This is a genomic window from Pseudomonas sp. NFX71, assembly GCF_048079215.1.
Lineage (GTDB): Bacteria > Pseudomonadota > Gammaproteobacteria > Pseudomonadales > Pseudomonadaceae > Aquipseudomonas > Aquipseudomonas fluorescens_B.
The window spans coordinates 3,235,069-3,256,517 of record NZ_CP182230.1; the positions used below are offsets into that span (position 1 = coordinate 3,235,069).

Genomic DNA, 21,449 nt, shown 5'->3' on the forward strand with positions numbered 1-21,449 from the left:
GCTTCCTTGTTCGGAAAAATTGAGCAAAAGACATTTAGCGGACAGCGTCGACGCGGATTTTCAGTGGCTGCGGATCGCTGCCATCCAGTTGCACGGCATGGTGTTCGGTGGTGATGAATACCAGTTTGCCATCCACCTCGATGCGCGCGCTGACGGAGTATCGATGTCCGGGTTTGACCTGAGCCGGATCGTAACTCAGATGGAATGGCAGTGGCACCTGACCTTTGACGGGGCCCATCTGTTCGTCGAGTACCACGGCGGGGGCGTCGGCCAGAGACACGTCCTGCAAGCTGACGCTCAGGATGGCGGTCGGCGGCAGGGCGATGCGTTGCAGGTAGAAGACTTCGCCATCGAGGCTGGTTTTGGCGGCGGGCTGCATCGAATGACAGGCTCCGAGCAAAGCGGCGATGGCCAATAGAGAGAGTTTTTTCATCTGATATTTCCAATCTGATGTGGGAGCAAGCCCGCTCCCACAGATTTTTTCGTCAAGTCTCGGGCTGGGTGGTGACCAGATCCGCGGCATCTTCACTACGATGCAATGCCACCTGACGAATCGACAAACGAATTTCTGCCGGCAATACCCGTTTGGCCGCGCCTTCGGCCAGTTCGCCGAGCAGTTCGTGATAGCTCAACTTGCCGGCTTCGTCACGCTTGAGCACGTCCAGGTCAAGCAGGGTCTGGATGAAGTGGCGGAACAGGCTCTTGTCGAAGAACTCCGGGGCATTCAGCCCGTGCAGGATCGACAGGCGCTGGGCCATCACCGTGCACAGGTCCTCCAGTTCTTCGGCGCTGATGCTGTTCTGGCCACTGTTGAGCAGCAGGGAAACGGTCATGTAGAAGCGTTGCAGCGTCTGGGCGATGCTCTTCGACAGCAAGGTCAGCAACACGAAATGCCGCGAACTCGGCGCCGGGCGCAGGTAAACGTCATTTTCAAAACGCAGCAGGCCCTGCTCGACGAACGCTTCCAGCCATTGATCGATCACGGCATCCAGTTCGTCCAGCGACCAGCGAATGAACAGCTCCGATTGCAGGTACGGATACAGTGCGCGGGTGTAGCGCAGGATCTGCTCACGGCTCATGCGCGAAGCGCTCTGGAAGAAGCTCGCCAGCAGCGCCGGCAACGCGAAAATGTGCAGCACGTTGTTGCGGTAATAGGTCATCAGGACGGCGTTCTGCTCGTCCAGGTACAGAATCTTGCCTAGTGCATCACTTTGTTCGGACAGCAGATCCATGTCTTTCACATGCTCGATCAGTGCGCGCCCGTCACCCTCCGGCAGCGTGGTGTGCGGCGAGTACGGCACCTTGCGCAACAGCGCCAGATACAGATCCAGCACCCGTGCCATGGCCCGATCATCCAGAGCCAGACGGCTGGTGGACAGCAATGCCAACGCCACGAGATTGACCGGGTTGATCGCTGCCGCTTCGTTCAGGTGCTGCGCGACTTTTTCGCCGAGGCGGTTGGTGGTTTCGTTGAGCCACGCCGGTTTGAACTGCGGGCCGAGTTCCTGTTGGCGCCAGTCTGGCTGCTCGCTGTCGAGGAATTCTGCCAGTTTGATCGGCTCGCCGAAGTTCACCGCCACCTGGCCGAAGCGCTGTTTGAGCGCGCCAATGACTTTGAAGATGTCGAAGATCGATTCTTTCTTTTTGCTCGCACCGCGCAGTTCGCCGAGGTAGGTCCGGCCTTCCAGCACGCGTTCGTAGCCGATGTACACGGGGATGAAGACGATCGGCATGCGCGACGAGCGCAGGAAGCTGCGCAGGGTGATCGCGAGCATCCCGGTTTTCGGTTGCAGCATGCGCCCGGTGCGCGAACGGCCGCCCTCGACGAAGTACTCGACCGGAAAGCCTTTGGTGAACAGGGTGTGCAGGTATTCGTTGAACACCGAGGTGTACAGCGGGTTGCCCTTGAACGTGCGACGCATGAAGAACGCACCGCCACGACGCAACAGGCTGCCGATCACCGGCATGTTGAGGTTGATCCCGGCGGCGATGTGCGGCGGGGTCAGGCCGTTGCGGAACAGCAAGTAGGACAGCAGCAAGTAGTCGATATGGCTGCGGTGGCACGGCACGTAGATCACTTCGTGACCTTGGGCGACCTTCTGCACGCCTTCGATGTGGTTGACCTTGATCCCGTCGTAGATCTTGTTCCAGAACCAGCTCAGCACCACTTCCAGAAATCGGATCGCGGTGTAGGTGTAGTCCGAGGCGATCTCGTTGCCGTAGCGCAGGGCCTGGGCCTTGGCTTTCTCCGGGGAGATGTTTTCCCGCTCGGCTTCGTCGAGAATCGCTTGCTTGACCAGCGGCTGATTCAGCAGGCCCTTGACCAGATTGCGCCGGTGGGAAATGTCCGGGCCGATGACGGCGGCTTTGAGGTTGCGGAAGTGCACCCGCAGAATCCGCTGGGCCATGCGTACGGTACGCTCGTGACCTTTGTTGTGATCGATCAGTTCGCGCAGGTGGATCGGCGCGGAGAACTGCACGCGGGTCTTGCGTCCGAGCACGATGATGCTCAGCAAGCGGCGCAGACGTCCGGTAACGGCCCAACTGTCGGCGAACAACAGTTTCCACGGACTCGATTCGCTGTCCGGCGATTGCCCCCAGAACACGCTGACCGGGATGATCTGCGCGTCTTCGGCGGCATTCTGGCTCAGGGCGCTGACCAGGCGGGTCAGGGTTGGCGGCGCACCGCGCTTGTCCTGGCGACCGAGCCAGTCGGGGTCCGGTGTCAGGTAAAAGAACGCGGCGGGTTCCAGCAGATTGCCGACAGACACCGGTAACACCGGGCGAGGCAGGCCAGCCTTGCTGCATTCGGTGTCGACCACGGCGAGGTCGGTCAGTGAAGGGTTTTGCAGGACGTAGAACACCGGACGACTGCGGTCGAGGTTGAGGGTGAACGACGACTGATTGATCGTCTCGGAGCGAACCCAGAGATAGAGCAATCGGCGCAGGGTGCCAAACACAAGACGGCGGAACGGGGAACGGGTCATACGGCATCTGCATGAGTGAATAAAACCGAGCGTTTGCTCGGGCGGCCGATAGTGTGCCGGATTCACCGAAAATCGGCAAAAAAGCGCCTAAGTAAAGTTGAGTTGAGAGTTTTGGCAGCTGTCATATACTCGGCGAGCCCGCACTGGCTAGATAGTGGCACCTGGTCCGCGCAAGCACTGTTACCGAGGCTTTCCTGCGAAAAGCCCGATCAATAATAAAAAAGGGGTATGAACAAATGGCAACACGTGAAACCGGCAATGTGAAGTGGTTCAACGACGCCAAGGGCTACGGTTTTATTCAGCGCGCGGACGGGGTGGATGTGTTCGTGCACTACCGTGCGATTCGCGGTGAAGGCCACCGCTCGTTGACGGAAGGTCAGCAGGTCGAGTACGCGGTAGTGACCGGCGAGAAGGGGTTGCAGGCTGAGGATGTGGTGGGGCTTTAAGCCTTAAGATCAAAAGATCGCAACCTTCGGCAGCTCCTGCATTGAAGGATGAACACTCTGTAGGAGCTGCCGAAGGCTGCGATCTTTTTGCTTTTTAAGCCGTTTTCCAGGTGATCTCTTCTTCACCGTCGGCGCTGATGCGCATCCAGCGATCCGCTGTCTCTTCACCTTCTTCCTCGACCCAGCTGCCCGGCGCACAACGTACTTCTACATTCAGCGCAGCAAACGCGGCGCGGGCACAGGCGATGTCGTCTTCCCACGGCGTCTGGTCGCTTTCCAGGTAAAGGCTGTTCCATTTTCCTACGGCTTTCGGCAACCAGGTCACCGGCACGTTGCCGGCCTTGCACTTGTAGGTCTGGCCTTTCTGAACCCAGTCGGTACACGGGCCCAAAGCTTCACCGAGCCAGGTGGCAACGGCCTTGTAGTCGACGTCGGCGTCTTTCAGGTAAATCTCGATATCGGGTTGGCGCATGGATGTCCTCACTGCGGGTCTGAAAAATCCATTCGCGGATTTAGCCGGCCTCAAGCCGTTGCTCAAGACCAAAAAATTATTGAAGTACGAAGTAATCGTAACGCATCGACACGGTGACCTCGAACGGCTCGGCCTGTTCGATGACCGCCGCCCGGCGTTCGGCGCTGGCGCGCCAGCCGTGGGGTGTCATGGCCAACAGGTTGGCGCGATCCTGACCACTTGAAAGCATCAGTTTGAATTCCAGGGTTTCGCTGTGCTGCAAAGCCATGCCTTGCGGGACCAACGCCAGGTGCTTGTCGTCGGTGTACTCACGCACTTCATCGTACAGCCGTTCGCGCAATTCCATCAGATGGCCGCTGGTCGGCCCGACTTTCATCAAGCCGCCGCCGGGACTGAGCAAGCGCTTGGCTTCTTCCCAGTCCAGCGGGCTGAAGACACTGGCGAGAAACTGACAGCTGCCAGAGGCCAGCGGCACCCGCGCCATGCTGGCGATCAACCAGGTCAGCTGCGGGTTGCGTTTGCAGGCGCGTTTGACCGCTTCCCGGGAGATGTCCAGCGCGTAACCGTCAGCGTTGGGCAAGGCCTCGGCGATTTGTGCGGTGTAGTAACCCTCCCCACAACCGATGTCGAGCCAGCGCTGCGGCGCGTATTCAGCCGCCAGTTCAGCGAGGCGCTTGGCCACCGGCGCGTAGTGGCCGGCGTTCAGGAAGTCGCGTCGGGCTTCAACCATCGCCAGGTTATCCCCTGGGTCGCGGCTGTTTTTGTGCTGCACCGGCAACAGGTTCAGATAACCCTGGCGCGCACGGTCGAAACGATGCCCGGCGGGGCAGGCCACACCATTGTCCACCGCGTTCAACGGTTCGTTGCAGATCGGGCAGGCGAGCATCAGGCGAGCAACTTGATCAGGGTCTGGTAGTAGATTTCGGTCAGTACGTCGAGATCAGCGGCCAGCACACGCTCGTTGACCTGGTGGATCGTCGCGTTGACCGGGCCCAGTTCAACCACTTGTGTACCCATGGTCGCGATGAAGCGGCCGTCGGAGGTGCCACCGCTGGTGGACGCCTTGGTGTCGCGACCGGTGACGTCCTTGATGCTTGATGCCACGGCATCCAGCAACGCGCCTGGTTCGGTGAGGAACGGCAGGCCGGACAGCGCCCAGTCGATGTGCCAGTCCAGGCCATGCCTGTCGAGGATGTCGGCGACGCGCTTTTGCAGGCCTTCGACGGTGGATTCGGTGGAGAAGCGGAAGTTGAACACCGCCACCAGATCACCCGGGATCACGTTGGTCGCGCCCGTGCCGGAATTCACGTTGGAAATCTGGAAACTGGTCGGCGGGAAGAAATCGTTGCCGTGGTCCCAGTGTTCCGCGGCCAGTTCGGCCAGCGCCGGGGCGGCGAGGTGGATCGGGTTCTTGGCCAGGTGTGGATAAGCGACGTGACCCTGCACACCGCGCACGGTCAGTTTGGCGCCAAGGGAACCGCGACGGCCGTTCTTGACCACGTCACCCACCAGCGTGGTGCTCGACGGTTCACCGACGATGCACCAGTCCAGACGCTCCTTGCGAGCGGCGAGGCGCTCGACGACCGCCTTGGTGCCGTGATGCGCCGGGCCTTCTTCGTCGCTGGTGATCAGGAACGCGACCTTGCCCTTGTGATCCGGGTAGTCGGCGACGAAGCGCTCGGCGGCCACGGTCATGGACGCGAGGCTGCCTTTCATGTCCGCCGCGCCACGGCCGCAGAGCATGCCGTGTTCGTCGATCAGCGCGTTGAACGGGTCGATCTGCCAGGCCGTTACCGGGCCGGTCGGGACCACGTCGGTGTGACCGGCGAAACACAGCACCGGGCCGTCGTGTTTGCCGTGGGTGGCCCAGAAGTTATCCACATCTTCGATGCGCATCGGTTCCAGGGTGAAACCGGCATCGCCCAGGCGCTGCATCATCTGCTTCTGGCAATCGGCGTCGAGCGGCGTCACGGACGGACGGCGGATCAGGTCGATGGCGAGTTGAAGGGTCGGCGAAAGGTCGGCGTGGGCCGTCATGGAAAACTCCGGAGATCATGAATGTGGGCGCGGACTGAATGTGGGAGCCAGCCTGCTGGCGATGGCGGTGTGGCAGTCAACATAAACGGTGATTGTTACATTGCCATCGCGAGCGGGCTCGCTCCCACAGGGATGGATATCACGCCAAGCCCTGCAAAATGGCGGTTATCTTAAAGCAAAACGGCGGCCATTGGCCGCCGTTTAGTGCATCTGCAAAGATTTAGACTGCCGGTGCCGTTTCGGCCTCGACCGCCGGTTTCGGCAGCGAGGACAGGAACGCCATGATCAGCGCCGCCAGGTACGGCAGCGACTGCACCAGCAACATGATCACCCAGAAGCGCATGTCGTTGCTCGGCAGCCCGTTCACGAGGAAGATCCCCAGCGCCGCGCCCCACAACAGCAACATGATGAACACCTCTTCACGGGCCTCCGAAATCGCCACCCAGAAGCCGTGGTTGTCGGCGTTTTTCGGCGTACGGAAGAACGGAATGCTGCTGGTGAAGAATCCGTACAGCACCGCTTTGGCGATGGTGTGCGACAACGCCAGGCCTGCCAGTGCCGCGCAGAACGCATCCTTCAGGTTCACGCCAACGGCGCGACGGTAAAGGAAGATGATCTTGCCGACCTTGAACACGAACAGCGCCAATGGCGGGATCGCGAAAATCAGCAACGGTGGATCGACTCGCTGCGGAACGATGATCATCGCCGCCGACCACAACAGTGCGCCGACGGTGAAGAAGATGTTCATGCCATCTGCCACCCACGGCAACCAGCCCGCGAGGAAGTGGTAACGCTGGCCGCGGGTCAGCTCGGTGTCCTTGCCGCGCAGCAAACTCGCGGTGTGACGCTTGATGATTTGAATCGCACCGTAGGCCCAGCGGAAACGCTGTTTCTTGAAGTCGATAAAGGTATCGGGCATCAGCCCTTTGCCGTAGCTGGTGTGGTAATACGCCGCAGACAAACCTTTCTCGAACACGCGCAGACCCAGTTCGGCATCTTCACAGATGCACCAGTCGGCCCAGCCCAGCTCCTCGAGCACCGAGCGACGGGTCATGGTCATGGTGCCGTGCTGGATGATCGCGTCGCGGTCGTTTCGGGTGACCATGCCGATGTGGAAGAAGCCTTTGTATTCCGCATAGCAGAGCTTCTTGAAGGTGCTTTCATTCTGGTCGCGGTAATCCTGCGGCGACTGCACCACAGCGATTTTCGGATCGGCGAAGTGCGGCACCATGTGCTTGAGCCAGTTCGGGTCGACGCAGTAATCGGAGTCGATCACCGCAATCACTTCCGCATCCTTGGCGGTGTGCGGAATCAGGTAGTTCAGCGCGCCGCCCTTGAAACCGGCCAGCGGTGCGACGTGGAAGAACTTGAAGCGCGGGCCGAGGGTTGCGCAGTAATCGCGCACCGGTTCCCAGACCGCCGGGTCCTTGGTGTTGTTGTCGATGATCAGGACTTCGAAGTCCGGATAATCAAGGTTGGCCAGGGCATTGAGGGTCTGTTTGACCATCTCCGGCGGCTCGTTGTAGCAAGGGACGTGAATCGACACTTTCGGCCTGTAGTCCGAATCGCCTACAACGGGCAGGAATTCACGCCGCCGCTTGTGGGTCCAGACCGCTTCGGCCAGTTCGTGGGCCTCGGTCAGCAGAACGATAAACACCCCGAGCGCGCCGAGTGCGAGCAGGAATCCGACCGTCAGGCTGAACCAGGTGCTGTATTGCTGGCTGTAGTCATAACCGATCCACACCAGTACCGAACCGCACAGGAACGCGATAAAGGTCAGGAAGGTACGGCCACGTTGACGCAGGGCCGAGCCGTCGATCATCAGCAAGGTCAGGGACAGCAAGGCCAGTACCGCCGAGCCGATGGCCAGCACGCGCCATTGCGGAATCGCGACCACCGGGCCTTCGAAGTTGAATTTCTGCTGACGCGCGGCGTTGAAAACGCCCCAGTACGCGCCCACCGAACCTTCGTCACTGGCTTTCCACGGCTGGTCAAACGCTTCGATCACGAAGTAGTTGAAGCCTTGGCGGTTGAGCTTGTTCACCAGCGTGCGCAGGTAGATCGCCTGATCCGCCGGGCTCGCATCGGTGCCGCCACGCATGCGGCCGTTGCTCGGCCAGCCAACCTCCGAAAGCAACAGCGGTTTTTTCGGGAACATCTTTTTCAGGTCGCGGGCGCGGTCGAGGACGAATTGGCCGGCCTTGTCCACCGGCACGTATTCCCAGTAAGGCAGAACGTGCGCGGCAATCAGGTCGACGTGCTTGGCCAGTTCCGGGTGTTCTTCCCAGACGTGCCATTGCTCGGACGTGGTGACCGGGACCTTCACGGCGGCACGGACGCGATCAAGGAGCACGCTCAGTTCCGCAGCGGTAATTTCCTTACGGAAGATCGCCTCGTTGCCTACCACCACGCGAACCACGCTGCGGGAGGAGTTGGCGATTTCGATGGCTCGGGTGATCTCGCGCTCGTTGCGTTCCAGGTCCGGGCTGATCCAGATGCCGAGGGTGACCCGCAGGCCGAACTCTTCAGCCAGCTTGGGAATGTCGCCCAGGGTGCCATCGACCGAGTAAGTACGGATGTTGTCCGTCAGCTTGCTCATGATCTCCAGGTCCCGACGCATTTGATCGTCGGTCGGATACTGCTCTTTCTGCGGGTACTGGCCTTGCTGGAACGGCGAGTAGGAGAACCCGGAGATTTGTTCGGGCCAGTTGGGGGCGGTGACCGGGCGGTTGATCAGCGCCCAGAAGCCGGTAAACAAGGCTGCGATGGCGAGCACCACGACCAGGTTGAGTCCAAATTTACGCGATGACATAGCTATTTCGGGTTCCAAAGGCTGTGGAACGAAGTTACGGTCGGCGACTGCCAAGGGGCGCGCATCCTACACCGTGCTTTCCCTGACCGTACAGCGGACAGGGAAAAGCCGGACGTTGGGCAATCCAACTTGGCTTAAGTTCTTTCGTTGGACCCTGCAGGTTAAATCTTGGTTCTGTGCAGGCTGAATAATGAGGTCAGGACGCCCGTTCATAGCTCAAAGATGCTCTTGGCCGCCGACGGCCCTATAATGCGCGCCGGTTTTTGGGGTAATGGTCATGAGTACAGAAGATCCGCGGTTTGCAGGCATCGCCCGTTTGTATGGCATCGAAGGGCTTGAGCGCTTGCGTGCGGCCCACGTGGCGATCGTCGGCGTCGGTGGCGTCGGCTCCTGGGCGGCGGAAGCCATCGCCCGTTGCGGCGTTGGCGAGATTTCCCTGTTTGACCTCGACGACGTCTGCGTCAGCAACGCCAACCGCCAGCTGCACGCGCTGGACAGCACGGTCGGCAAACCCAAGGTCGAGGTGATGGCCGAGCGTTTGCGCGGAATCAATCCCGACTGCACGGTGCACGCAGTGCCGGACTTCGTCACCCGCGAGACCATGGCCGAGTACATCACGCCAAATATCGACTGCGTGATCGATTGCATCGACAGCGTCAACGCAAAAGCGGCGCTGATCGCCTGGTGCAAACGCCGCAAGATCCAGATCATCACCACTGGCGGGGCGGGTGGGCAGATTGATCCGACGTTGATTCAGGTCTGCGACTTGAACCGAACGTTCAATGATCCATTGGCTTCTAAGGTACGTTCGACCCTGCGCCGCGATTACAACTTCTCCCGCACCGTGACCCGTCATTACAGCGTGCCGTGCGTGTTTTCCACCGAGCAGCTGCGCTATCCGAAACCGGATGGCAGCATTTGCTTGCAGAAGAGTTTTGTCGGGGATGGCGTGAAGCTCGACTGCGCCGGCGGGTTTGGCGCGGTGATGATGGTGACGGCGACGTTTGGCATGGTCGCGGCGACCAAGGCTGTGGATAAGATTGTGGCTGGGGTGCGACGGCCGGCGGATAAGTTGAAGCCAGCACCGTAAACGGACTTGTGTGGCGAGGGAGCTTGCTCCCGCTGGGTTGCGAAGCGGCCCCAAATCCGGGAATTTCGGTGTTTCAGGAGCCTCGTGTACAACGATGTACGACTGCTTCGCAGCCGAACGGGAGCAAGCTCCCTCGCCACAGGGCTACTGAGCCAACTCATTCATCCGCTGTAACACGGCGTTGAGGCCATTACTCCGCGAGGACGACAGTTGTCGGGACAAGCCCAACTGGTTGAACCACTCCGGCAAATCCACCTGCTGCAACTCAACCGCCGACAGCCCGTTAACCCGCGCCAGCAACAACGCCACCAACCCGCGAATCAGGCGTGCATCACTGCTCGCGCTGAACTGCCAATGGCCGTCCTGCAACGCGCCGACCAACCACACCTGACTTTCGCAGCCATGCACACGGTTGGCCTCCACCTTGTCCACATCGCTCAACACGGGCAGACGGTCGCCCCATTGCATCAGCAGCCGCGCCCGTTGTTCCCAACTCGCCGTCTTCTGGAAAGTATCCAGCGCCGTGATGGCGTCAGCCGGCAAGTTCATCGCAACAACTCCAGCGCCTGATCCAGTGCTTCAAAGAACCGCTCAAGATCTTCGGAGTCGTTGTACAGCGCCAACGACACCCGAATCGCCCCGGCCAGTTCAAAGCTTTTCAGCAGTGGCATGGCGCAGTGATGACCGGCGCGTACTGCGATGCCCTGTTCGGTGAGCAAATGCGCCAGATCAGCGTTATGCACACCCTCGACGACAAAACTCGCCAGCGCCAGTTGCGGTTTGCCCAGCAGCCGGATGCCGTTGCGGGCCTCAAGGCCTTTCAACAAATAGTCATGCAGTGCCGCTTCATGGGCCGAGACGGCGTCCTGGTCGAGTCCCGCGAGGTAATCCAGCGTCGCCCCGAGGCCGATCACACTGGAAATCGGCGGCGTGCCCGCCTCGAATCCCAGCGGCGCCGGGCGAAAGCGTGCGTGCTGGTAATCCGCGTCCAGCACCATTTCGCCGCCGAATTGCCAATGGCGCAGTTGCTTGAGCGCTTCATGGCGTCCGAACAACACGCCCAGACCATCTGGACCGTAGAGCTTGTGGCTGGAAAACACGTAGAAGTCGCAGCCCAGTGCCTGCACGTCATGCCGACCATGGACCACGCCTTGAGCGCCATCGACCACGGTCAACGCGCTGTGTGCCTTGGCCATCGCCAGCAAGGCGGGCAGCGGTTGCCAGGCGCCGAGCACGTTGGACAACTGACTGACCGCCAGCAAGCGGGTTCGAGGGCCGATCAGCGACGCGGCGGCATCGAGGTCAATCAAACCGTCGGTAGCCAGTGGCAGGATCACCAGCTTCAGCTCGCGACGGTGGGCCAGTTGCTGCCATGGCAGCAGGTTGGCGTGATGCTCCAGGGCACTGATGACAATCTCGTCGCCCGGATTGAACACGTGTTCCAGGCCATAGGCCAGGAGGTTCAGCGCGGAGGTGGCGCCGTGGGTAAAGATGATCTGCCCGCAATCGCCGGCATTCAGCCAGTGGGCGGCTTTGCTGCGGCTGTCCTCGAATGCCTGGGTGGCATGCGCGCCGGGCAAGTGTTGCGCCCGATGCACGTTGGCCGCGCCATTGGCGTAGTAATGCGCCAGGGCATCCAGCAGGGCTTGAGGTTTTTGAGTGGTGGCGGCGTTGTCCAGATAGGTCTGGTCTTGCCGTTGCAGAGCGGCGATGGCCGGAAAATCGGCGCGCCAGGGAGAGGGAATCATCATGTTGTTCGGCCCTGGTGAACATGGGCGGATATGCGCCTGACCTTGTGGGAGCGGGCTTGCCCGCGAAGCTTTTTGGCAGCCTCAAAGGCTCCTTCGCGGGCAAGCCTGCCCCCACAGGTTCAGTTTCGTCGACCGTGACGCTTAGTTGTGAGCGTGCAGCGCTTCGTTCAGTTCGATCGCCGATTTGTGGGTTTTGCATTCCACGGCACCGGTTTCCGAATTGCGGCGGAACAGCAGGTCAGGCTGACCGGCCAGTTCACGGGCCTTCACGACCTTGACCAGCTTGTTGTTCTCGTCCAGCAGTGCCACTTTGGTGCCGGCGGTCACGTACAGGCCCGATTCAACGGTGTTGCGGTCGCCCAACGGGATACCGATACCGGCGTTGGCGCCGATCAGGCAGCCTTCGCCGACCTTGATCACGATGTTGCCGCCACCCGACAGGGTGCCCATGGTCGAGCAACCGCCGCCCAGGTCCGAACCCTTGCCGACGAAGACACCCGCGGAAACGCGGCCTTCGATCATGCCCGGGCCTTCGGTGCCGGCGTTGAAGTTGACGAAACCTTCGTGCATCACGGTGGTGCCTTCGCCGACGTAGGCGCCCAGACGAATACGTGCCGCGTCGGCAATACGCACGCCGGCCGGTACCACGTAGTCGGTCATTTTCGGGAACTTGTCCACCGAGAACACTTCCAGCAGCTCGCCGCGCAGACGGGCTTCCAGTTGATGCTCGGCCAGTTCGGCGAGGTCGATGGCGCCCTGGCTGGTCCACGCGACGTTCGGCAGCAGCGGGAACACGCCGGCCAGGTTCAGGCCGTGCGGCTTGACCAGGCGATGGGACAGCAGGTGCAGCTTGAGGTAAGCCTCAGGCGTGGAAGTCAGTTGCGCGTCTTCGGCCAGAATGGTCGCGACCAGCGGTTTGTGGCTCTCGGCCAGACGGGTCAGCAACGCAGCCTGCGCCGCGTCGACGCCTTTGATGGCTTCAGCCAGTTGCGAGGCCTGAGCGGTGCTGAAGGCGATGGCCTGATTGCCTTCGGTATAGCCCAGGACCGGGGCGATGGCCGCGACCAGTTCGGCCGAAGGATTGAGCAATGGCTGTGCGTAAAACACTTCCAGCCACGCGCCTTGACGGTTTTGAGTGCCGACACCAAAGGCCAGGCTGAATACGGTAGTGGACATGTAAATACCTCTAACAAAATTGAACGGGCGGGCTTACTTGAGCGCTGCCGCGTAGATGTCTGGCTTGAAGCCAATCAGGGTTCGGTCACCGAGATCGAGCACCGGGCGCTTGATCATCGAGGGTTGTGCGAGCATCAGTTCGATGGCTTTCGGCTGGTCGAGATCGGCTTTACGTTCGTCGTCGAGCTTGCGAAAGGTCGTGCCTGCACGGTTCAACACCACTTGCCAGCCGTGCTCGTCGCACCATTGGGTCAGGTGTTCACGGTCGATTCCGGCCGTTTTGTAATCGTGAAAGTCATAGCTGACAGCGTGTTCATCGAGCCAGGTGCGCGCCTTTTTCATGGTGTCGCAGGCTTTGATGCCGTAAAGCTGTAAGTGCTTGTTTTCATTGGGCATAAATTCTTCCCCAAAACTTCCCCAATACCGCCCAAAAATTCAGCCGTCAATTATGCCACGTCGATCCACTCTGCGCCTCGACTGTCGCGGTACAGATCGGTCATTGTGGCCGAACGGTGACCGAGCAGTTTCTGGGCGTCGCGGCCTTCGACTTCGTGCAGGCGTGCAGCAAGCGACCGCTGTTCATGAAAGGACGGTGGTTGCCGACCAAAAGTTATCCCCAGCTTCGCGCCCGCCTTGTCCCTGGCTTCGGCAAATGCAGAGCTGAGCGTATCCAGCACGACGGGCTGACCAGCCTTCGCCCGGCCCGACGCTTGAGCATGATGCACCAGGTGTTGTGACAGAACGCGATCGCGGCACTGCTTGACCACCATGGCAAGGTCCAAACCGACAGACTCGAGTCGGAGCGTCGTGCTGATCCGGAGCCTGGCGCCGGTCTTGGATTGGACGACGTGCAAGAAACCATCGTGCACATCCTTGAAAAGCATCGAGGCGATATCGTCCCGGCGCTGGCCGGTGAGGACCGCCAGTTCCATGGCCCGGCGCAGCCATGGCTTCGTGGCTTCTTCGTAGATTGCTTTCCACAGCTCCAGCGTCAGCCGTTCGCGCTTGATGTTCAACTATCCATCAACAAGGCGATCCAGGATGGTCAACGCACGATCGATCAAGCCACTGCTGATGCTGCCGCTGCTCGCGCTTCTGCTGACAGCCTGCGCCGCGCAGCCGACACCCTTGCCGCTCGACTCGCAGCCAGTCAAGCCGGCGGCAATTCCTGCGCTGCCGCCGCAAGCAAGGCAGCTGCCCGCGCCGCAATGGTGCTTGCCGACGTGCTCAAGCGCGCTGACCAGCGAGCGGGCGACCTGGCTGAAGCAGCTGACCAGTCCAGAGCCCGGGGCCTGACCTGCGAACAGGCTTATGATGGCCTTGGCAAATGACTGCGTGCCGCATCCCTAGTATCCTTCAGCCCGAAACGGGGCGCTGAAACCGCCCCACACCAATAATCAGCACGGGATAGGAAATCTTGTTCATCGATAAATTCCAGGCTGGCGAGGCTGTCTTGGCAGTAATGCTGGGCAACAGCGTCGGGATGGGGTACTACGCCACCGACTTTGAAGTCATCAAAACCCTGTACGGCCCAAGCCGGAACTTTGCCGCCGAATACAGAACGAGTGATCTCCCGGGTGGCAATCCGAGGATGCTGAGGGCTTTCCTCAAGAGCAAGAACCCTAATTCGAACCTGATCAATCTCAGCGGTGATGGGTGGGATACAAACGATCACCTCGGGATTTCTCTGCCGTCGAGCAGTGTGCCGGCGCATAAAAGCACCACGCTGACCCTCATCAGCCTGAAGCCAAAGCCCAGCCTCGTGTTTATCCCGCTGCAGATCAATGATGCCAACCACTCGGTTCCGGTTCCCGTCTTCGCCTCCAACACTCGACGCATTGTGACCATCATCAAAAAGTTCGGGATGCAGCCGGTCATCGTCAAGGAAAACGACACCGCGATCAGGGATTACCCGCGGTATCAGGCTTGCATATCTGAAATTGCCACGGACATGAAGGTTGAGGTGATTGACACCTACACCCCGACAAGAAACAGGCCAGACCTGATGCGTGATTACGCGCATCCGAACGATGCCGGGCACCAGGTCATCTTTGATCAGTACAAAGTGTGGCTCACGAAAAATCCGAAGGCTACTTCTGTCGACCAGAAGACCAGCGTTATGTTCGGGCCTTCCGCCTGCCTTTAGCCATCGCGAGCATGCGTACAGGTACCAATGTTGACTCGCTATTTCACTTGAAAACTACTTGCCTAGCCACTTTAGATACATTGAAAAATTTATCTAGTGCGCGAGCAAAACGTTATCCAGTACACCAATATTGTCTCTGACAAAGGAGGGTCTCAAATGGTGACTGTCTTTATAAATCGGATGCCCCGTTTCATCCAGCGAGTGACATTTGCCTTGCGGGCATACTTCTATCATCGGGTTCAGTACTTGCACGCTGCTATCTTCAGTTAGTTTTTGCAATTTCGTGATCAGGTCCAACTGGTTTTGCGGTATTGAAAACTCCTCTGAGTTGATTGTGGCTCGGGGCAGCGCATCACTTTTGAGAAGTAGCGTCTCCCAGCGGCTGTTGTAACTTTCTGGAAGCATGCGTCGTGGGTTGAATCTGTCGCTTTGTGGATTGTCCAGAAGCAGATATACCTCTGTCGTTTTGGACAGCTCCTGCAGGAACTCTCGCAGTCCTTGCATAGCTAGCGAATCACCACCCTCTCTGAAGCGATAGGTGGCGTGACCCTTCTGGTAAACGTAGTCAAGACTTGCACTGTTGGTCGTGGGTTTTGAGTGTTCGATGAAGTACCCATTCCAGTAGCCGCCGATTACGACAGCCTTGATGGTCGGGTATTGGCGAAGATAGGCAAAAACTTCATTGGTCAAAGCGGCGCAGTGAGGGTGCTGGTTTTCTCGTACGCCTGGAATAGCTGGGCATCCACCACCAGTCATGAATGCGATGCTCTTTGCACGCTTCATCTCGGTCAAGGCGATAGCGCGTGGTCCGTATTGCTCGACGTGTGAGTCACCTACGACTAGCACCTCGGGAGGTGTGTCGATATTTCGATAGACCGAGGCTCCCGGCCAGGTTTCAGATTTCAGGTTGCCCGGGTAACCCCAGTCGTTGATGGCTAGCAAGATATTCTCGGGCAGGAGATTGGCCAGTCGAGCTTCTGGAAGCGACCACTTATAAGAAGCAAACCCAGCGGCACCGAGGATCGCCATACTTGCCAATAAAAGTTGCACTTTCATTGCGCTGTGCTGGCTGCGCCTGAAAGGGGTTTCAACAAATCGATAAGTGAGCCAGGCGAGGATGATGGAGGCTGCAACTGCACCGACTCGGTAGTTACGCGATGGCACGCCGTTTTCGAGGATTGCAGCAAACGACAATAGCGGCCAGTGCCATAGATAAAGTGAAAAGCTGATCAGTCCGAACCAGCGCATTACGGGGTGACCGAGCACTACTCGATTAATCCAAGCATTCGGTCCGGCGCCGATAATCAGTACCGCACCTGATACCGGAAGTAGCGCCCAGCCCCCGGGGAACTGGTGCTGCTTTGTGATGGTCAGGATTCCTGTGACGATCAATGACATGCCGAAAAAGGCGGCGATATTGAAGATTAACCGTGCCCGCTGGGCTGACACCCAATTGCCAGCCACCAATAGGCGGTCACTGCCCACCCAGGCCAGAACAGCGCCAAGCATTAGCTCCCAAAACCGGGTATGCGGCAGATAGAAGGTTGCTTCCGGATTTAAACGAACGAAGTAAAGGTTTAGCGCGAAGGAAATACTCACGACCACCAGGGCGCCCGCTGCTACCCCTTTTCGAACGCGCCATAAGCAGCACAGCATTACCGGCCAGAGAATGTAGAACTGCTCTTCCACTCCCAAACTCCAAAGGTGGAGTAGGGGTTTGGTTTCAGCGATGCTGTCGAAATAACCTGCTTCTTGCCAAAATACGAAATTCGCAACGAACGCAGCGCCGCCAGCAATATGCTTGCCCAGTTGCGCAAATTCTCCATCGAGCAAGGCGAACCAGCCGAAGGCGTAACAACTGCCCATAACCAGGAGCAGGGGAGGAAAAATCCGTTTTACGCGACGCGCATAAAATTCGGCAAACGAGAACGTCCCCTCGTTGAGCGATTTGAGAATGATGCCTGAAATTAGGAATCCAGAGATCACGAAAAATATGTCTACGCCGGTGAACCCGCCTTTGAGCTTTCCGGGGAATGCATGGTAGGCAACCACTGCTAAAACTGCGATGGCTCTCAACCCGTCGATATCTGGTCGATATTTCAGGTGAGACAAGGAGTGAGCTGTAGTTGACATGGCGAATGGCCCCGCTGGCCGTTTTAATTAATAACGGTTGGTGTGCGGAGCCATGATCGATGGGTCATGTAAGGCCGTTCTGGCGCCGGGCCGGGAGTATCCATACCTTACGAAAGTAATTCAAGGAAGGATTGGTATGCGTTCGGCAGGACGCCGGAGAGGGTGGAAAGCTGCTGACAATTATTCCCCAAAACGCAACCGTTTGGACCAATGTTTATTGGGTTCAAAAGAGTCGCAAAAGTGGGTGGTTTTGGAGGGTGATTTCGAACTCAAGGCCTTGATTTAAAAGGCCTTGATCTATTTTTATGCGGCATCCCAGGCTTTGATGCCGAAAAGGTGCAACGTTTTGCTTGAAACGGTCAAGGAATTGCCCCCTTTACAGGTGCTGGAAAAAAAAGGTGAAGGATTATGCCATGACCGTCCGGTTAAAGCGCGAAACCCTGTGGGACCGGGCGTGTTCCTACAGGGCTATCAGGCTGTCCGTGCCTGCGTGCGACATTGGTGCAACGGTCAGGCAGTAGGGTAAGCGGCTAATATGGCACTTCAATGCTGTCGATTGTCCGGGAACCACGCTTTATGCAAACCGCTTACACCGTCCTGATCCTGTTGATGCTGGTCAGCGTTTCGCGTCTGGTCGGACGCGTGATCCCGTTACCGTTGCCACTGGTGCAAATCGCCGCGGGTGCCTTGTTGGCCTGGCCGACGCTGGGGCTGCATGTGGCGCTGGATCCCGAATTGTTTCTTTTTCTGTTCCTGCCGCCGCTGTTGTTTTCCGACGGCTGGCGCATGCCCAAGCGTGAGTTGTGGCGTTTGCGCGGGCCGATCCTGACCCTGGCGGTGGGCCTGGTACTGTTCACCGTCGTCGGTGCCGGTTATTTCATTCATTGGTTACTGCCAGGCATCCCGCTGCCGGTGGCTTTTGCCCTGGCGGCGGTGTTATCGCCGACGGACGCGGTGGCCGTCTCGGCGATTTCGCAGAACCGCTTGCCGACGCCGTTGATGCATATGTTGCAGGGCGAGGCGCTGATGAATGACGCCTCGGGCCTGGTGACGTTCAAGTTTGCCCTGGCAGCAGCAGTGACCGGCGTGTTCTCCCTGGCCAACGCCAGCGTGACGTTTGTGTTGGTGGCGGTCGGCGGCCTCGCTGTCGGTGTGGCGCTGAGCTGGCTGGTCGGGCGCTTGCGCTCGTGGATGATCGCTCGCGGCTGGGATGATCCTGCCACTCATGTGGTTTTCATGTTGCTGCTGCCGTTTGCGGCTTACGTGCTGGCGGAACGACTTGGCGCATCGGGCATTCTGTCTGCCGTGGCGGCGGGGATGATGCAGAGTTGGCTCGATCTGCTGCCGCGCCAGACCAGCACCCGGTTGCTCAATCGCAGCGTCTGGTCGCTGCTGGAGTTCGCCTTCAATGGCCTGATCTTCCTGCTGCTGGGGTTGCAACTGCCAGACATCATCAAAGCCGTGGTCAGCCACGAAACGTCTTTGTGGCCGACGTTGCTTTACCGTTGTCTCGACGTGCTGGCGATTTTCGTCGTGTTGGTGGTGTTGCGGTTCGTCTGGGTACAGAGCATCTGGCGTCTGTCGGGACTGTTGCGTCGCTGGCGCGGCAAGGGCGAAATGGTCAACGTGCCGACCGCGCGATCCTGCTGGTTGCTGACGGTGGGTGGGGTGCGCGGAGCGGTGACGCTGGCGGGCGTGTTGTCTGTTCCGATGTTGGTAGCGGGTGATGCATTTCCTGAACGAGATCTGCTTATCTTCATTGCGGCCGGGGTCATTCTGCTGTCGCTGATTGCAGCCTGTATCGTGCTGCCCCTGTTGTTGCGTGGCATCGAAAAGAGCCCGGACGACAAACGTCGCAGTGAGGTGCGCGAGGCCTGGCGAAAAACCGCCGAAGCGGCCATTCATGCCCTCGAAGCCGAAGAAGCCAATCCACAGGACGCCGGGCAGGCGGCGCTCGCCGTCGAACTCAAGGCGCGGATCATGTCCGAGTATCGGCATCAACTGGAGGTGTTCAACGATTCGGCGGAAGCCCAGGCATTGGCGTTTCAGATGGACTTGCTGGAACGGCGTCTGCGTTTGAAGGCGCTACGGGCGCAGCGCCTGGAGTTATATAAGCTCAGTCGTCACCACCAGATTGGTGATGACGTATTGAGGGAAGTGCTGGGTGAGCTGGATTTGAGTGAGGCTAACTTGGGTAAGTGAAGTAATGAGTTCTGTGTACTGGTCCTGGATGATAACTCAGGGGTAAATTTGACGAGCGAAGGCTTTATCACCTGCACTGAGTTGACGATTCTCTGGCTGCTCCCAATCGCCGATAGTGCATATATTTAACACTTGGTAGTGCATGATGGAGTGTCGGTCGTAGGCGGTGTAAGTTTGATCGCTGTTACGAGGGAGGGGGAAAAGATTTTTATCAACAGTCTCTTTCGACCAGCCAAAATTCTGTTTGTATAACTGGTAGGTGTTTTCCCTGTTCCAGGGAATAGTCGCATCGGGATGTTGATGTTCATGGGTCAAGCCCAAGGCATGCCCGAATTCATGAATGACAAGCGCTTCATAGCCGATGGAGGTGTAATTTGTTCCCAGCAGCAATGTTGGCTCCGTAGCGGGGGTTGCTCGCGCGTCGGTACCAAGTGCCGAGCGTCCGGTGCCGTTGTACAGCCGGGACAGGTAAATCCGGATATCACCTTCGTACAAGTCTTCGTCGTCAACCAGTTCAACGAATTCGAAAGTCAGATTGACGTAGGGTAGCCATTGCTTGATGGCATTTTTGACTATTTCAAACCCGCCATCGTCATAGTCGCTGATAGCGATTTTTAACGTTCTGCCGGGTGCCCAGTATTTAGTGTGTTTGCCGATAGATCGCTTGTTGCGCCCGGATGACGTGTTGGGTGAATTGGCCGGGTTTTCGCTAATGGCGGCTTCATAAGAAGCCGTAATATCTGCGGGTGTTTCGATGAGGCAAGGAGTGGTAGTTGTCATTATAACTTCCATGTTAGTTATGTATTTAAGCGGGAGGGTGTTGTGGCTAAAGAGGTTAATCTGAGAGTGTGTATAAATAAAGTTTGTTTTTTGGTTGTGCTGTAACTTTGTATTTGAACAAGCCTGCACTGCGTTGCACAGTGCAGGCTTGACTGATATTACTGGCGGCGAGAAATAAAGTTGTGAATGCGTTCGGCCGCTTCAACACATTCCGCCAGTGGAGCCACCAGCGCCATCCGCACTCGGCCGGCACCCGGATTGAAACCATCAACTTCCCGAGACAGATACGAGCCTGGCACCACAGTCACATGTTCCTCAACGAACAGATCGCGGCAGAACGCTTCATCATCGCCAGCAACGTTCGGCCACAAGTAGAAACCGCCATCCGGGCGTTGCACGTCCATCACCGGGCCGAGGATTTTCAGCACCGCATCATACTTCTCGCGATACAGCGCACGGTTGGCCCGCACATGCACTTCGTCATTCCAGGCGGCAACGCTCGCCAGTTGCGTTTGAACCGGCATCGCGCAGCCGTGATAAGTGCGGTACAGCAGGAAACCTTTGAGAATGTCGGCGTCACCCGCGACGAACCCCGAACGCAGGCCTGGCAGGTTGGAGCGCTTGGACAGGCTATGGAACACCACGCAACGCTTGAAGTCCTTGCGACCCAATTCCGCACAGGCGCTGAGCAGGCCGGCCGGTGGGGTTTGTTCGTCGAAGTACAGTTCGCTGTAGCACTCGTCCGCCGCAATCACGAAGTCGTATTCGTCGGCGAGGGCGATCAGCTTTTTCAGGGTTTCAACCGGGATCAACGCGCCAGTCGGATTGCCTGGCGAGCACAGAAACAGGATCTGGCAGCGTTTCCAGATGTCCGGGGAAACGGCATCGAAGTCCGGGTTGAAGCCGTTTTCATCCAGGCACGGCAGGTAATGCGGCTTGGCGCCGGCGAGGAACGCAGCACCTTCATAGATTTGATAGAACGGGTTCGGGCTGACCACCAGCGCATCGTCGCCACGGTTGACCACGGTCTGGGTGAAGGCGAACAGAGCCTCACGCGTGCCGTTGACCGGCAGCACGTTGCGCGCCGGGTCGAGCCAGCCGCTCGGGAGGTTGAAGCGGCGTTCGCACCACGCGGCGATGGCTTCACGCAGCGCCGGAATACCGAGTGTTGTCGGGTAAACGGCCATCTGATCCAGATTGCTGGACAGGGCTTCGGCGACAAAGCTTGGCGAACGGTGCTTCGGCTCGCCGATGGACAAGGCGATAGGGCGTTTGTCCGGGTTTGGCGTGACGCTGCCGAGCAGGGCGCGGAGCTTCTCGAACGGGTAGGGCTGGAGCTGGGTCAGAGCGTTGTTCATCGGGGGCCTCTTTCATTGTGGGGGCGAGCCCTGTGGCGAGTTGGTTTATCCCCGTTGGG

General features: G+C 58.8%; 18 protein-coding genes and 1 pseudogene. 5 read left to right on the plus strand and 14 right to left on the minus strand.

The features are described from left to right. Positions 1-34: 34 nt before the first annotated feature. Together ACM1ZW_RS14835 and plsB are read right to left on the minus strand one after the other, a co-directional pair. The gene (locus tag ACM1ZW_RS14835) at positions 35-433 is read right to left on the minus strand and encodes a YbaY family lipoprotein (RefSeq protein WP_416740762.1); all 399 of its coding nucleotides are present in this window, start codon (positions 431-433) and stop codon (positions 35-37) included. A 52-nt stretch (positions 434-485) separates the two neighbouring features. Beyond that, positions 486-2,987: a glycerol-3-phosphate 1-O-acyltransferase PlsB gene (gene plsB, locus ACM1ZW_RS14840; protein WP_414879494.1), complete on the minus strand. Its 2,502-nt coding sequence runs from the start codon at positions 2,985-2,987 to the stop codon at positions 486-488. Between the two features lie 236 nt (positions 2,988-3,223). Between plsB and ACM1ZW_RS14845 the strand changes: the two genes are divergently transcribed. Next, entirely contained in the window at positions 3,224-3,433 is a 210-nt protein-coding gene (locus tag ACM1ZW_RS14845; RefSeq protein WP_017336686.1) for a cold-shock protein, read from the plus strand. Between the two features lie 94 nt (positions 3,434-3,527). On the opposite strand, the gene ACM1ZW_RS14850 is transcribed toward ACM1ZW_RS14845, so the two are convergent. The 4 genes from ACM1ZW_RS14850 to ACM1ZW_RS14865 all read right to left on the minus strand — a co-directional run bounded on the left by ACM1ZW_RS14850 (position 3,528) and on the right by ACM1ZW_RS14865 (position 8,754). Continuing rightward, positions 3,528-3,905, minus strand: a complete 378-nt coding sequence (locus ACM1ZW_RS14850) for a hypothetical protein (RefSeq protein ID WP_017336687.1) — start codon at positions 3,903-3,905, stop codon at positions 3,528-3,530. 76 nt (positions 3,906-3,981) lie between these two features. Further along, positions 3,982-4,791 carry a putative RNA methyltransferase gene (locus ACM1ZW_RS14855; protein ID WP_416740763.1) on the minus strand — a complete coding sequence of 270 codons (810 nt, stop codon included), beginning with the start codon at positions 4,789-4,791 and terminating at the stop codon, positions 3,982-3,984. Beyond that, the gene (gene dapE / locus ACM1ZW_RS14860) at positions 4,791-5,942 is read right to left on the minus strand and encodes a succinyl-diaminopimelate desuccinylase (protein ID WP_017336689.1); all 1,152 of its coding nucleotides are present in this window, start codon (positions 5,940-5,942) and stop codon (positions 4,791-4,793) included. The genes ACM1ZW_RS14855 and dapE overlap by 1 nt, the downstream gene beginning before the upstream one ends. Before the next feature lie 220 nt (positions 5,943-6,162). Beyond that, positions 6,163-8,754 carry a glycosyltransferase gene (locus ACM1ZW_RS14865; protein ID WP_416740764.1) on the minus strand — a complete coding sequence of 864 codons (2,592 nt, stop codon included), beginning with the start codon at positions 8,752-8,754 and terminating at the stop codon, positions 6,163-6,165. A gap of 271 nt (positions 8,755-9,025) precedes the next feature. Between ACM1ZW_RS14865 and tcdA the strand changes: the two genes are divergently transcribed. After that, entirely contained in the window at positions 9,026-9,844 is an 819-nt protein-coding gene (gene tcdA / locus ACM1ZW_RS14870) for a tRNA cyclic N6-threonylcarbamoyladenosine(37) synthase TcdA (protein WP_017336691.1), read from the plus strand. A 144-nt stretch (positions 9,845-9,988) separates the two neighbouring features. Here tcdA and ACM1ZW_RS14875 read toward each other — a convergent pair whose 3' ends face one another. The 5 genes and pseudogenes from ACM1ZW_RS14875 to ACM1ZW_RS14895 all read right to left on the minus strand — a co-directional run. Beyond that, positions 9,989-10,393 carry a SufE family protein gene (locus ACM1ZW_RS14875; RefSeq protein ID WP_416740765.1) on the minus strand — a complete coding sequence of 135 codons (405 nt, stop codon included), beginning with the start codon at positions 10,391-10,393 and terminating at the stop codon, positions 9,989-9,991. Continuing rightward, the gene (locus tag ACM1ZW_RS14880; protein WP_416740766.1) at positions 10,390-11,595 is read right to left on the minus strand and encodes an aminotransferase class V-fold PLP-dependent enzyme; all 1,206 of its coding nucleotides are present in this window, start codon (positions 11,593-11,595) and stop codon (positions 10,390-10,392) included. Before ACM1ZW_RS14880 ends, ACM1ZW_RS14875 begins: the two co-directional genes overlap by 4 nt. Before the next feature lie 141 nt (positions 11,596-11,736). Continuing rightward, entirely contained in the window at positions 11,737-12,771 is a 1,035-nt protein-coding gene (dapD, locus tag ACM1ZW_RS14885; RefSeq protein ID WP_017336694.1) for a 2,3,4,5-tetrahydropyridine-2,6-dicarboxylate N-succinyltransferase, read from the minus strand. Between the two features lie 33 nt (positions 12,772-12,804). Beyond that, positions 12,805-13,167 carry an ArsC family reductase gene (locus ACM1ZW_RS14890; RefSeq protein ID WP_416740767.1) on the minus strand — a complete coding sequence of 121 codons (363 nt, stop codon included), beginning with the start codon at positions 13,165-13,167 and terminating at the stop codon, positions 12,805-12,807. A gap of 50 nt (positions 13,168-13,217) precedes the next feature. Then, positions 13,218-13,787, minus strand: a pseudogene (locus tag ACM1ZW_RS14895) (tyrosine-type recombinase/integrase); the annotation flags it as partial. Between the two features lie 39 nt (positions 13,788-13,826). Between ACM1ZW_RS14895 and ACM1ZW_RS14900 the strand changes: the two are divergent. Continuing rightward, a complete protein-coding gene (locus ACM1ZW_RS14900; protein WP_416740816.1) occupies positions 13,827-14,102 on the plus strand; it encodes a DUF2514 family protein in 276 nt (91 codons plus the stop codon). A gap of 86 nt (positions 14,103-14,188) precedes the next feature. Beyond that, the gene (locus ACM1ZW_RS14905) at positions 14,189-14,917 is read left to right on the plus strand and encodes an SGNH/GDSL hydrolase family protein (protein ID WP_416740768.1); all 729 of its coding nucleotides are present in this window, start codon (positions 14,189-14,191) and stop codon (positions 14,915-14,917) included. A gap of 93 nt (positions 14,918-15,010) precedes the next feature. Here the strand turns inward: ACM1ZW_RS14905 and ACM1ZW_RS14910 are convergent, their stop codons facing one another. Further along, positions 15,011-17,050: an acyltransferase family protein gene (locus ACM1ZW_RS14910; protein WP_416740769.1), complete on the minus strand. Its 2,040-nt coding sequence runs from the start codon at positions 17,048-17,050 to the stop codon at positions 15,011-15,013. 576 nt (positions 17,051-17,626) lie between these two features. Between ACM1ZW_RS14910 and ACM1ZW_RS14915 the strand changes: the two genes are divergently transcribed. After that, positions 17,627-19,252: a Na+/H+ antiporter gene (locus ACM1ZW_RS14915; RefSeq protein WP_017336696.1), complete on the plus strand. Its 1,626-nt coding sequence runs from the start codon at positions 17,627-17,629 to the stop codon at positions 19,250-19,252. 36 nt (positions 19,253-19,288) lie between these two features. Here ACM1ZW_RS14915 and ACM1ZW_RS14920 read toward each other — a convergent pair whose 3' ends face one another. Next, positions 19,289-20,032, minus strand: coding sequence for a M12 family metallopeptidase (locus ACM1ZW_RS14920; RefSeq protein ID WP_416740770.1), 744 nt, complete (start codon positions 20,030-20,032; stop codon positions 19,289-19,291). Between the two features lie 158 nt (positions 20,033-20,190). Next, entirely contained in the window at positions 20,191-21,390 is a 1,200-nt protein-coding gene (gene dapC, locus ACM1ZW_RS14925) for a succinyldiaminopimelate transaminase (protein WP_414884868.1), read from the minus strand. Positions 21,391-21,449 lie beyond the last annotated feature (59 nt).